At 55.9% G+C, this 12,618-nt stretch carries 13 protein-coding genes; 2 read left to right on the forward strand and 11 right to left on the reverse strand.

The features are described 5' to 3' along the window. Positions 1 to 47: 47 nt before the first annotated feature. Together CAter10_RS13185 and CAter10_RS13190 are read right to left on the reverse strand one after the other, a co-directional pair. Complete coding sequence (locus CAter10_RS13185; RefSeq protein WP_061533759.1) at positions 48 to 701, reverse strand: 3-oxoacid CoA-transferase subunit B; 654 nt, start codon at positions 699 to 701, stop codon at positions 48 to 50. Positions 702 to 721: 20 nt separating this feature from the next. Next, positions 722 to 1,420, reverse strand: a complete 699-nt coding sequence (locus tag CAter10_RS13190; RefSeq protein ID WP_061533760.1) for a CoA transferase subunit A — start codon at positions 1,418 to 1,420, stop codon at positions 722 to 724. A 182-nt stretch (positions 1,421 to 1,602) separates the two neighbouring features. On the opposite strand from CAter10_RS13190, the gene CAter10_RS13195 reads away from it, so the two are divergent. Continuing rightward, positions 1,603 to 2,172 (forward strand): LuxR C-terminal-related transcriptional regulator, encoded by a 570-nt coding sequence (locus CAter10_RS13195; RefSeq protein ID WP_061535343.1) that lies wholly within the window; start codon positions 1,603 to 1,605, stop codon positions 2,170 to 2,172. 7 nt (positions 2,173 to 2,179) lie between these two features. Here CAter10_RS13195 and CAter10_RS13200 read toward each other — a convergent pair whose 3' ends face one another. Further along, positions 2,180 to 2,599, reverse strand: coding sequence for an acyl-CoA thioesterase (locus CAter10_RS13200; RefSeq protein ID WP_061535344.1), 420 nt, complete (start codon positions 2,597 to 2,599; stop codon positions 2,180 to 2,182). Positions 2,600 to 2,779: 180 nt separating this feature from the next. On the opposite strand from CAter10_RS13200, the gene CAter10_RS13205 reads away from it, so the two are divergent. Further along, entirely contained in the window at positions 2,780 to 4,471 is a 1,692-nt protein-coding gene (locus CAter10_RS13205) for an electron transfer flavoprotein-ubiquinone oxidoreductase (RefSeq protein ID WP_082797905.1), read from the forward strand. Between the two features lie 162 nt (positions 4,472 to 4,633). Here CAter10_RS13205 and CAter10_RS13210 read toward each other — a convergent pair whose 3' ends face one another. The 8 genes from CAter10_RS13210 to nuoI form a co-directional block, all read right to left on the reverse strand. Then, the gene (locus CAter10_RS13210; protein WP_061533762.1) at positions 4,634 to 5,194 is read right to left on the reverse strand and encodes an NUDIX domain-containing protein; all 561 of its coding nucleotides are present in this window, start codon (positions 5,192 to 5,194) and stop codon (positions 4,634 to 4,636) included. A gap of 124 nt (positions 5,195 to 5,318) precedes the next feature. Next, complete coding sequence (locus tag CAter10_RS13215) at positions 5,319 to 5,633, reverse strand: DUF2818 family protein (protein ID WP_061533763.1); 315 nt, start codon at positions 5,631 to 5,633, stop codon at positions 5,319 to 5,321. 4 nt (positions 5,634 to 5,637) lie between these two features. After that, on the reverse strand, positions 5,638 to 7,143 hold the full coding sequence (gene nuoN, locus CAter10_RS13220; protein ID WP_061533764.1) for an NADH-quinone oxidoreductase subunit NuoN: 1,506 nt from the start codon (positions 7,141 to 7,143) through the stop codon (positions 5,638 to 5,640). Positions 7,144 to 7,240: 97 nt separating this feature from the next. Next, entirely contained in the window at positions 7,241 to 8,731 is a 1,491-nt protein-coding gene (locus tag CAter10_RS13225) for an NADH-quinone oxidoreductase subunit M (protein WP_061533765.1), read from the reverse strand. 41 nt (positions 8,732 to 8,772) lie between these two features. Next, a complete protein-coding gene (gene nuoL, locus CAter10_RS13230) occupies positions 8,773 to 10,875 on the reverse strand; it encodes an NADH-quinone oxidoreductase subunit L (protein ID WP_061533766.1) in 2,103 nt (700 codons plus the stop codon). Positions 10,876 to 10,986: 111 nt separating this feature from the next. Beyond that, complete coding sequence (gene nuoK, locus CAter10_RS13235; protein ID WP_061533767.1) at positions 10,987 to 11,295, reverse strand: NADH-quinone oxidoreductase subunit NuoK; 309 nt, start codon at positions 11,293 to 11,295, stop codon at positions 10,987 to 10,989. A 12-nt stretch (positions 11,296 to 11,307) separates the two neighbouring features. Beyond that, complete coding sequence (locus tag CAter10_RS13240) at positions 11,308 to 11,964, reverse strand: NADH-quinone oxidoreductase subunit J (protein WP_061533768.1); 657 nt, start codon at positions 11,962 to 11,964, stop codon at positions 11,308 to 11,310. Between the two features lie 163 nt (positions 11,965 to 12,127). Beyond that, on the reverse strand, positions 12,128 to 12,616 hold the full coding sequence (gene nuoI / locus CAter10_RS13245; protein WP_061533769.1) for an NADH-quinone oxidoreductase subunit NuoI: 489 nt from the start codon (positions 12,614 to 12,616) through the stop codon (positions 12,128 to 12,130). Positions 12,617 to 12,618 lie beyond the last annotated feature (2 nt).

A 12,618-nucleotide genomic window follows, 5' to 3' on the forward strand; every position in this document is an offset into this window, starting at 1 on the left:
AAAACCCGGCGCAATCATGCGCCGGGCCTTGCCTGTCTATGACAATGTCAGTGCAATGCGCTCACATCCAATGGCGTGCCGGTTTGCTCGATGATGTCCTGCTGGCTGACGCCTGGCGCCAGCTCAATCACCTTCAAGCCTTGCGGCGTGACATCCAGCACGCCGAGGTCGGTGATGATGCGGTTGACCACGCCGACGCCGGTCAGCGGCAGGCTGCAGGCATCGAGGATCTTGTGCGAGGTGGAACCGTCCTTGGCCTTGGCCACGTGCTCCATCAGCACCACAACTCTGCCGACACCTGCTACCAGGTCCATCGCGCCGCCCATGCCCTTGACCATCTTGCCAGGAATCATCCAATTGGCCAGGTCGCCGTTCTTCGAGACCTGCATCGCGCCAAGGATGGCGATATTAATCTTGCCGCCGCGAATCATCGCGAACGAATCCGCCGAACTGAAATAAGACGATCCCGGCAGCGACGTCACGGTCTGCTTGCCGGCGTTGATCAGGTCCGGGTCCACTGCATCGTCGGTCGGAAACGGGCCAATGCCCAGCAAGCCGTTTTCCGACTGCAGCCAGACCTCAATCTCCTGCGGTACATGATTCGCCACCAGGGTCGGCAAGCCGATGCCGAGGTTGACGTAAAAACCATCCTGTAATTCCTTTGCCGCCCGCGCGGCCATTTCATCACGAGTCCATGCCATGTCGTTCTCCGTATCCTGTGTTATGCCGTACGAACAGTGCGCTGTTCGATCCGCTTTTCCGGTGTCGCATTGACCACGATGCGGTGCACGAATATGCCAGGCGTATGCACCTGGTCCGGATCGATCTCGCCGACTTCGACCAGATGTTCGACTTCCACCACCGTGATCTTGCCGGCCATGGCGACATTTGGATTGAAGTTGCGGGCAGTCTTATTGAACACCAGATTGCCGCTGCGATCGGCCTTGTAGGCCTTGACCAGCGACACATCGGCCACGAGCGAGCGCTCCATCACATACTTGGCGCCATCGAATTCGCGGATTTCCTTGCCTTCGGCAACCAATGTGCCGACGCCAGTCTTGGTAAAGAAGGCCGGAATGCCGGCGCCGCCGGCGCGCAGCTTTTCCGCCAGCGTGCCCTGCGGCGTGAATTCCAACTCCAGTTCGCCGGCCAGATACTGGCGTTCGAACTCCTTGTTTTCGCCAACGTAGGAGGCGATCATTTTCTTGATTTGGCGGGTTGACAACAACTGCCCAAGGCCGAAGCCATCAACACCCGCATTGTTCGAAATCGCGGTCAGGTTCTGCACCCCCGAGTCGCGCAGCGCCAGGATCAGCGCTTCCGGGATGCCGCACAGTCCAAAACCGCCGACCGCGATGGTCTGGCCGTCCTTGACGATGCCAGCCAACGCGCTTGCCGCGTCAGGATAAACTTTGTTCATACCAATGCCTCCTGTTTGTGTAAACTCAGATTATTATTGCTTTGAAAGTCGTCTGTTAGCATATGACGAAGAGATATATCTAACAATACCGTAAAAATACGAACATCAACCAAGCCTGCAGCGCGCCTGCCGGACATGCCGACTCACCAGATACCGAAGCAAGATTGAATCGCCCTGTGCCATTGCCTAATTCATTGATCAACTATCAAACCATCTTTGCCCATGCACCGATCGGCATGTGTGTCTCCGAACGCCGCGTCATGCAAGTATGCAACCTGGCATTGACGCGCATGTTCGGCTACCAGCCGACAGAATTGAATGGTCAGTCTTTCCAGGTGCTGTACCCGACCCAAGACGAGTTCGAGCGCACCGGCGCCCGCATCGTGCCGATCATGAATGCCAAGGGCATGTATTCCGACGAAAGGATCATGCGCCGCGCCAACGGCGAATTGTTCTGGTGCCACGTCACCGGCCATGCACTGGTTCCGGAAGACACCCACGCCGCCGGCATCTGGACCTTTGAAGACCTGAGCGAAAAGCGCAAGGCTTCTGCCGAACTGTCGCCGCGGGAACGGGAAATCGCCGCCCTGCTGGTGGAAGGCAAAACCAGCAAACTGATCGGCAAGCAGATCGGCCTGAGCCCACGCACGGTGGAAATGCACCGCGCCAATCTGATGAAGAAATTTGCGGCATCCACGTCCAGCGAGCTAGTGCACCGCTTGCTGGGCGTTACGCAGGCAGAGCGGATTTAACGAACGTTCAGGCTGGTGACGCCGGGTTGGTTAGTAGCTGGCGCAAATCGTCCGGCAACGGCATCGATTTTTCCAGATCAAAATCGACCCAGACGATTTTTGCACTGCCTTCGGCAAACACGACATCCGGCATGTCGGCACGACGGATTTCATAGCTTGCCTCAAAGCTGGAGCGGCCGATGGCGCCGATATAGGATTTGACTTCGACATCGCAAGGATATTTCAATTGACGCAAGAAACTGCACTGCGCATTGACCAGCACCGGCCCATGGCGGGAGTCGAAGTCGCTGCCAATCTGCTGCAACCATTCGATACGCGCCTGTTCCATATAGCGGAAATAGATCGTATTGTTGACGTGGCCGAGCGCATCCATGTCGCCCCAGCGCATGGCGATCTTCGTGGTATGAACGTGTTTTCTGGTTTCCATTATTTCAACTTTCATGAATATTGCAGTGATCTGCCTTCAGGCGGCCCAAGGAAGTCCGATTCGGCACCCTATCCGACATGCGAGGAACAACACTAACCGCCCAGGAAGCCTAGCATTCTGCAGCAAAATCCCCGACAATTAGCACATCCGTTCGAAAAATTAATGATAGGTAAAGAGACAATGACTCCAACCCCAGGGCAGAACCAGCAGAATCTCGTAGAACAATACGGTCCGCGCGAAGCGATGGAATACGATGTGGTGGTGGTCGGCGGCGGCCCCGCTGGCCTGGCAGCCGCAATCCGCCTCAAGCAGCAGGCTGCGGAGCAAGGACGGGAAGTATCCGTCTGCGTATTGGAAAAAGGCAGCGAAATCGGTGCCCACATCCTGTCCGGCGCAGTGATGGACCCGCAGGCACTGACCGAATTGCTGCCAAACTGGAAAGAACTGGGCGCCCCGCTGACAACCGAAGTCAGCGAAGACCGCTTCCTGTTCCTGACTGAGAAAAAAGCCTACAAGACACCGAACTGGCTGTTGCCGGCCTGCTTCCAGAACCATGGCAACTATGTCATTTCGCTGGCCAATGTCGTGCGCTGGCTCGGCCAGCAGGCGGAACTGCTGGGCGTGGAAATTTTCCCCGGCTTCCCGGCTGCCGAAGTCCTGTACAACGAAGACGGCTCGGTCAAGGGCGTCGCCACCGGCAACATGGGTGTAGATCGTCACGGCCAACCTACCGACGCCTTCCAGCTCGGTATGGAGCTGCACGCCAAATACACCTTGTTTGCCGAAGGCGCACGCGGCCACCTGGGCAAGCAGTTGATGGCGAAATTCGACTTGAACAAAGGCAAAGATCCGCAGACCTATGCGATCGGCATCAAGGAATTGTGGGAAATCGATCCCAAGCTGCATCAGCCGGGCCTGGTCGTGCATACCGCCGGCTGGCCGCTGGATACCCAGACCTATGGCGGCTCCTTCCTGTATCACCTGGAAAACAACCAGGTCGCGGTCGGCTACGTGGTTGGCCTGGCTTACGAAAATCCCTACCTGTCGCCCTACGAGGAATTCCAGCGCTACAAGACCCATCCTGAAATCAGCAAGTTCTTTCAGGGGGGCAAGCGCATTTCCTACGGCGCGCGCGCCATCACCGCCGGTGGCCTGCAATCGCTGCCCAAGCTGACCTTCCCGGGCGGCGCGCTGATCGGTTGCGACGCCGGCTTCCTCAACGCCAGCCGCATCAAGGGCAGCCACGCCGCTATCAAGACCGGCATGCTGGCCGCCAATGCTGCATTCGAAGCCTTGGGCAACAACCGCCAGTTCGATGAGCTGACCGCCTACAGCCAGGCATTCGAGCAATCCTGGCTGCATGAAGAATTGCACAAGGCGCGCAACTTCAAGCCATGGATGAGCAAGGGCTTGTACGTCGGCACGCTCATGGTTGGCATCGACCAGGTGGTATTCGGCGGTAAGGCGCCTTGGACCCTGCGCCACACGCACGCCGATCATGAATGCCTGAAACCGGCCGCCAACTACACGCCGATCAAGTATCCGAAACCGGATGGCAAGCTGACCTTCGACCGCCTGTCATCGGTGTTCATTTCCAACACCAACCACGCCGAAGACCAGCCGATCCATCTGACACTCAAGGATCCGAACGTCCCGGTCAACGTCAATCTGCGCGATTATGCCGGCCCGGAAGCGCGCTACTGCCCTGCCGGCGTCTACGAATTCGTCACCAACGAAGACAATACCGAGCGCCTGCAGATCAACGCGCAGAACTGCGTGCATTGCAAGACCTGCGATATCAAGGATCCGACGCAGAATATCGTGTGGGTGACGCCGGAAGGCGGCGGCGGGCCGAACTATCCGAATATGTAAGAAGGCTACAGCGCTAGACTGGGCATTATCCCCAAGCGTGATTCTGGCGTCATGAGTCACGCTTGTTCCGGTTAAAAAAATTGCCTACCCCGCGACAAAAAGCCCACGCTGCGATCAACACAGCGTGGGCTTTTTTATGGCGGCAATACCGTGCCAGCGGGATTATGCGGGCAACTGCCAGTTGCCGGTCACGATCTTTTCCAGCCAAAAGGTACCGATGACTGTCTTGACGTCCGTCACCTTCCCTTCCCTCACCCAGTTCAGCATATCGGACAGCGGCGCCTTGAACACGTCAAGAAATTCGCCGTCGTCAAGCTTGCGCTCGCCGGCGACCAGGCCGCGCGCCAGATACAGTTCCAGGTGTTCGTCGGAATAGGCAATCGCGTTGTGAATCGTGCAGACATGCAGCCATTCGCTGGCGGTGTAGCCAGTTTCCTCCTGCAGCTCGCGCTTGGCGCAACTGAGAGGGTCTTCGCCAGCGTCGATTTTTCCGGCCGGATATTCGATGAACACGCGCTCCAGCGGGTAGCGATATTGTCGTTCCAGCAGCACCGTACCATCCTCAAACAACGGCAGGATAACCACTGCACCTGGATGCTTGATGAATTCGCGGCTGGTTTCCTTGCCATCCGGCAGTTGGACCGCGTCGCGCTGCACCTTCAGGAAGTGACCATCGTAGGCCAGGCTACTGGTAATCCGGATTTCTTTCAGATGACTGTCCATGCGAGCGCTCCGGGGATGGGTGTGAGGCTTTGTGAGGGATAAGGGGTGATGATCGATGTGGGAGGTTTTCAAACGACCGCGCAAGGATGCTGATCCTGCGCGGATTAAAACAAATGCCTGCTGTTCAGCGGTGTTTCTTCAGATAGCGCAATACATAACCGGGATACGCAAGGACCAGGAACATGCAACCGGTCACCGCGTAAAACTCCCAGCCTTGGGAGAACGTATTTCCGATATTGGCCTCGAGCAGATGAGCAAACAGGCCAACCAGCGCATACAGCGCCAGTAGTTCCAGCAAGCGCACCCAGACCGGCTTGACCGTCCCCTGCGCACCAGACTTAATTGGGACCAAGGCAAACACCCGCTCATTAAAGAATGGCAAGTTGGCGGCAATCAGCGCCAGCAGAATGACAAACAAGCTGGAAAGGGAAACGTTCACAGTCTTACGACACTACTCTGCCGAGGAAAGCGGTCAGCGTGCGCACGATTGCAGTGGTAGTCGCATCCATCAGCAAGCCTGGCCACAGGCCGAGTACCAGAACTGCCAGCCCGTTCAAGCTCAGCAATACACGCACATCTCCGTGCGCGACGATCTTCGAGCTATCCTGCGGCTCGTCGAAATACATCAGCTTGATGACGCGCAGATAGTAGAAAGCACCGATCAGCGAGAACAGCACAGCCACAACAGCCAGCCAGACCTGGCCGCTACCCAGCACTGCCTGCAGCACTGACAATTTAGCGTAGAAACCCATGAACGGTGGGATACCAGCCAGCGACAGCATCAGTACCAGCATGACTGCGGCAAACCAAGGGCTACGTTGATTCAGCCCCTTGAAATCGTCCATGCTTTCCGCTTCGAAGCCGGAGCGCGCCAACAGCATGATCACACCGAAAGTGCCCAACGTTGTCATTACGTAGGTGATTGCATAGAACAGTGCCGAGCTATAGGCGTTGGCGGCAGAAAACAGATTGCCATTGACCACGCCGGCCAACAAACCGAGCAACATGAAACCCATGTGCGAAATCGTCGAATACGCCAGCATGCGTTTGATATTGGTTTGCGCAATCGCGGTGATATTACCGATCGCCATCGACAGCACGGCCAATACCGTCAGCATCTGCTGCCAGTCGAAAGCCAGCGGCAACAGCGCCTCGACCAATAAACGGAAGCAAATCGCAAATGCAGCCAGCTTAGGTGCAGCACCCAGCAACAGCGTTACCGCAGTCGGTGCACCTTGATAAACGTCAGGCACCCACATATGGAACGGCACCGCGCCCAATTTGAACGCCAGGCCGGCCACAACGAATACGACGCCAAACACCAGCACCATCTGGTTGACATTGCCGGATGCTGCGGCACGGGTCACTTCAATCAGGTCAAGCGAACCAGTAGCACCGTACAGCATCGACATCCCATACAGCAGGAAACCGGAAGCCATCGCGCCCAGCACGAAATACTTCATCGCTGCTTCGGTCGCCGAGGTGTTGTCGCGGCGCAGCGCCACCAGGGCGTACAAGGACAGGGACATCAACTCCAGGCCCAAATAGATGCTGAGGAAATTACTGCCGGAGATCATCACCATCTGACCTAGCAAGGTGAACAGTGCCAACGGATAGAACTCACCGCCAAGATGGCCGCTCACCATGCCGCGCTCTTCGATATAGCGACGCGAATACACCAGGGTCATCGCCACCGCGACATAGGAAACCATCTTCAACAGGCTGCTGAGCGGATCAGAGACAAACATGTTGTGGAAGGTATAGACCGTCTCCCCGCTTTGGAAGGCGCCGAGCGTCAATACGAAACACACCGCCAGCACGGCGAGTGTCAGGTAGTAGGTGATATAACGCTTGGCATCCGAAACGAACATATCGATCAGCAGGACTGCGGAAGTCGCAATCAGCAGAAAGATTTCCGGATAAACAGGGATCAGGTTCATGTTATTCATTTATTTGCCACTTATTTTTTGCACTGCGCTTCTAGTCAGTTGGAGACAGGGTTATTCGTCGCGCTACGGCGACTCATGCACCCTGCCCCGCAATTCATCAATTTAACTTGGTGATGGCGACATGCTTGAGCAGGTCAGCCACCGATACTTGCATCGCATCGGTGAACGGCGCCGGGTACACACCCATCGCAATCACAGCGATCGCCAACACGCCCAACATGACGAATTCACGCTTGTTCAGATCCAGCATTTCTTTCACATGATGATTCGTGATCTTGCCGAACACGACACGCTTGACCAGCCACAGCGAGTAAGCCGCACCCAGGATCAAAGCGGTTGCCGCCAGCAGGCCGATCCAGAAATTGAACTTGACCGCCCCCAGAATCACCATGAATTCGCCGACGAAACCGGAAGTTCCTGGCAGACCTGAGTTGGCCAGCGAGAACAACACGAACAACGCAGCGAAACGTGGCATGACGTTGACCACACCGCCGTACTCGGCGATCTGACGGGTATGCATGCGGTCATACAGCACGCCGATACAAAGGAACATCGCGCCGGATACAAAGCCGTGCGAAATCATTTGCACGATACCGCCCTGCAGGCCGATGTCGTTGAAAATGAAGAAACCGAGGGTCACGAAACCCATGTGGGCAATCGACGAATAAGCAATCAGTTTCTTCATGTCATTCTGCACCAGCGCCACCAGGCCGATATAGATCACGGCGATCAGCGACAGGGTGATGATGAGACCGGCCAGGTAATGGCTGGCATCAGGCGTGATCGGCAGCGAGAAACGCAGGAAGCCGTAGCCGCCCAGCTTCAGCATGATTGCCGCCAGCACCACGGAACCACCGGTAGGCGCTTCCACGTGAGCATCCGGCAACCAGGTATGCACCGGCCACATCGGCACCTTGACCGCAAACGCCATCAGGAACGCCAGGAAAATCAGGATCTGTGCGGTCATGCCCAACGGCAGTTCATGCCATGTCAGGATGTCGAAGCTGCCGCCCGACTGGAAGTACAGGTATAGCAAGGCAACCAGCATCAGCAGCGAACCCATCAGCGTGTACAGGAAGAACTTGATCGCTGCATACACGCGATTGGCGCCACCCCAGACACCGACGATGATGAACATAGGGATCAACGTCGCTTCAAAGAATACGTAGAACAGCATGCCGTCCAGCGCGCAGAACACACCGATCATCAGACCCGAGAGGATCAGGAAAGCACCCATGTATTGCGCGACCTTCTTCTCGATCACTTGCCAGGCCGAAATCACCACCAGCACGGTGATGAATGCCGTCAATGGCACGAACCACAGCGAAAGGCCATCGATACCAAGGTGGTAATTGATGTTGAAGCGATCGATCCAGGCCGCCTTCTCGACGAACTGCATGCCATGGAAACCGTTGTCGAACTGACGCACGATCGGCAAGGTGACAACGAAGCTGACCGCTGCACCCAGCAGCGATAGCCAGCGCACCAAAGTAGGATTGTCGTCGCGGCCCACTGCCAGGACGAGGATACCGAACGCGACCGGACACCAGATCGCGAGGCTTAGAAGAGGAAAAGTTGACTGCATCATATTTTATTATCGATCTACTTTACTGAGTTTGCTTCGCCAGCTTACTTGGCAAACGGGAACGGCATGAACCAAACCAGGAAACCCAGCACCCCGATAATCATCACGAATGCATAGTGATAGATGTATCCGGACTGCCAGAGACGGGTAATCTTCGAGAACCAGTTGACGGCCTTGGCGCTGCCGTTGACTATCAGACCATCGATCAGACCACGGTCGCCGGCGTTCCACAGTCCGCGGCCCAGCAAGCGGGCACCGCCTGCAAACACCACGTCGTTGAACTTGTCCATATAGTATTTATTGTCGAGCAAGATGAAGATCGGGCCAGCTTTCTGCTTGATGGCCGCAGGCAAGCGCGGATTGACCATATAGCAGTAGTAAGCCGATGCCACACCGGCGATCGCCAGCCACAGCGGCGCCGAGCTGAATGCGTGAGCGACCATGCCGATCGGGCCATGGAAATCGTTACGCAGTTCTTCCATCGCGTGATGTGCTTCGTTGACGAAAATCACGTCCTTGAAGAAGCTGCCGAACAGCATAGGTTCGATCGCCAGGAAACCGATGATGGCGGAAGGAATCGCCAGCAGGATCAATGGCACAGTCACCACCCAAGGCGACTCATGCGGCTTCTGGCCAGGAGCCAGGCCGTGATGCTCATGCTCATCTTCTTCGTCGTCATGATGATCGTCATGGGCGCCGTGCGCGTCATGTGCAGCATGCGCATCGTTGGCAGCATGTGCGTGCGCATCGTGGCCGTCATGCGCCTTGCCGAAACGTTCTTCGCCATGGAACACCATAAAATACATGCGGAACGAATAGAAAGCAGTCACGAAAACGCTGGCCAGCACTGCGAAATACGCAAAGCCGGAGCCGAACAGTGTCGATGAATGGGCCGCTTCGATGATGCTGTCCTTCGAATAGAAACCGGAGAAGAACGGTGTGCCGATCAACGCCAGCGAACCAATCAGCGAAGTGATCCAGGTAATCGGCATGTACTTGCGCAGGCCGCCCATGTTGCGCATGTCTTGATCGTGATGCAGACCCATGATCACCGAACCGGCCCCAAGGAACAACAAGGCTTTGAAGAAAGCGTGGGTCATCAGGTGGAACACTGCTACCGAGTAGGCCGAAGCACCCAGCGCTACCGTCATGTAGCCAAGCTGCGACAGGGTCGAGTATGCAACCACGCGCTTGATGTCGGTTTGGATGACGCCAAGGAAACCCATGAACAGCGCAGTGATCGAGCCAATGATCAGGATGAACGACAACGCAGTATCCGACAATTCGAACAGCGGCGACATGCGAGTCACCATGAAAATACCGGCGGTCACCATGGTTGCCGCGTGGATCAGTGCGGAAATCGGGGTTGGGCCTTCCATCGAATCAGGCAGCCAGACGTGCAACGGGAACTGCGCCGATTTACCCATGGCGCCGATGAACAGGCAGATACAGGCCACGGTCAACAGCATCCAGTCGCTGCCAGGCAAGGTCAAGGTCGCCAGCATGCCCTTTTGCGCGAAGACTTCGGTGTAGTTCATCGAACCCGAGTAAGCCAGCAGCAGGCCGATACCGAGGATGAAACCAAAGTCGCCGACACGGTTGACCAGGAAGGCTTTCATGTTCGCGAAGATCGCAGTCGGACGGGTGTACCAGAAACCGATCAGCAGATACGACACCAGGCCCACTGCTTCCCAACCGAAGAACAGCTGCAGGAAGTTGTTGCTCATGACCAGCATCAACATCGAGAACGTGAACAGCGAGATATAGGCAAAGAAGCGGTTATAACCCTCATCGTCCTTCATGTAGCCGATGGTGTAGATGTGCACCATCAATGACACGAATGTCACCACGCACATCATCATCGCAGTCAGGCTGTCGACCAGGAAACCGATCTCCAGCTTGATGCCGCCGACCGTCATCCAGGTGTACAAGGTGCCGTTAAACGTGGCCCCATCGATCACCTGCAGCAAAGTCTGTACCGAAATGATCAGCGCAATCAGCACACCGAGAATGGTGACCGTATGCGAAGTCTTGCGACCGATCAGGTTGCCGAAGAACTTGGTACCGAATAAGCCCGCAATCGCGGCGCCAGCCAGTGGCGCCAACGGTACGGCAAGAAGTAGTTGTGGGTTAAGTTGCCCCGCCATGATGAACCTTATCTTTATTCGTTGTTTGTTGTCTGCGCGTTGTTTGCGCGCTGTTTACTCATTCTTTGCCTGCTCGCTTCCGCCTGCCTGAGCCTGCGGAAACAAACATCGTCAGCCCTTCAGGCTGTCCAGGTCTTCGACGTTGATGGTGTCCAAGTTACGGAACAGCGCCACCAGGATGGCCAGACCAATCGCCGATTCGGCAGCCGCTACAGTAAGGATAAAGAAAACGAAGATCTGCCCTGCGGCATCACCCAGGTAATACGAAAAGGCAATGAAATTCATATTCACTGCTAGCAGCATCAATTCGATTGCCATCAGCAATACGATGAGGTTCTTGCGGTTGAGGAATATGCCGACGATCCCGATCGCAAACAGGATCGCACCGAGAATCAGGTAGTGAGCGAGTGAAAGTACCATATTGCGTCCTTGTTATTTTTGTGGGGCCGCTGGTGCGGCCGGGTTGGCAGGATTCACTGGCGCCACCGGCTCAACCTTGGCTTCCGACTTCATCTTGACCACGCGAATCCGGTCGGTACTCTTGACCTTGACCGCAGCGGAAGGTGAAAAATACTTGCTGTCCTTGCGGCGGCGCAGTGTCAGTGCAACGGCAGCGACAATCGCCACCAGCAGGATAACCGCTGCGATCTCGAACGCATAAACGTATTCGGTGTAGATCAGCTTACCCAGTTCCTTGGTATTGCCGATATTGGCCGACGCCGCCGGCACATCCGCTTCCGAGCCTTGAAAACCATGGAAAATGACCGCCGCCATTTCGACCACGATGATGGTGCCGACCGTCGCAGCCAGCGGGAAATATCCCCAGAAGCCCTCTCGCATCTTATCGAGATTAATATCCAGCATCATCACAACAAACAGGAACAGCACCATCACAGCGCCAACGTAGACCAGCACGAGAACGATCGACAGGAATTCGGCCTTGAGCAGCATCCAGATGCCAGCGGCGGAGAAGAACGACAATACCAGGAACAGCGCAGAATGCACTGGATTGCGTGCGGTGATTACGCGCAGGGCGGCGATCACCAGCACCACCGAAAACGCGTAAAACAAGAATGTCTTAAATTCCATAATGACCTATAAACAATTTGCGAGACAGATTTCAAGAGCCGACGCAGTACGACGAATTACACTTTCCGCGCGACTCTGTCCCCGACTAATCAGATAAAACGGTTAAATTGCGAGAGTCTTTCATACATATGCAAGTTATCGTCCCGCAATCGTTGTTGCTGAATTAGCGATATGCAGCATCCGCAGCGCGAGCCGCAGCAATCTCTGGTTCGTAACGATCACCAACCGCCAACAGCATTTCCTTGGTGTAGTAAAGATCGCCGCGCTTTTCACCGTGGTATTCCAGGATGTGAGTCTCGACGATCGAATCGACCGGGCAAGACTCTTCGCAGAAACCGCAGAAAATACATTTGGTCAGATCGATATCGTAGCGAGTGGTACGGCGCGAACCGTCTGCACGCTGGTCTGACTCGATCGTGATCGCCATTGCCGGGCACACTGCTTCGCACAATTTGCAGGCGATGCAGCGTTCTTCCCCATTCGGATAGCGGCGCAACGCATGCAGGCCACGGAAACGCGGCGACTGCGGCGTCTTCTCCTCCGGGAACAGCACCGTAATCTTGCGTGCGAACAGGTAGCGGCCAGTCAACCGCAGTCCCTTTAGCAGCTCCAGCAGCATTAAGCTACCGAAAAAATCCTTGATCGCTTCCATTT

Origin of the sequence: Collimonas arenae (genome assembly GCF_001584165.1) — a bacterium.
Classification (GTDB): Bacteria; Pseudomonadota; Gammaproteobacteria; order Burkholderiales; family Burkholderiaceae_D; genus Collimonas; species Collimonas arenae.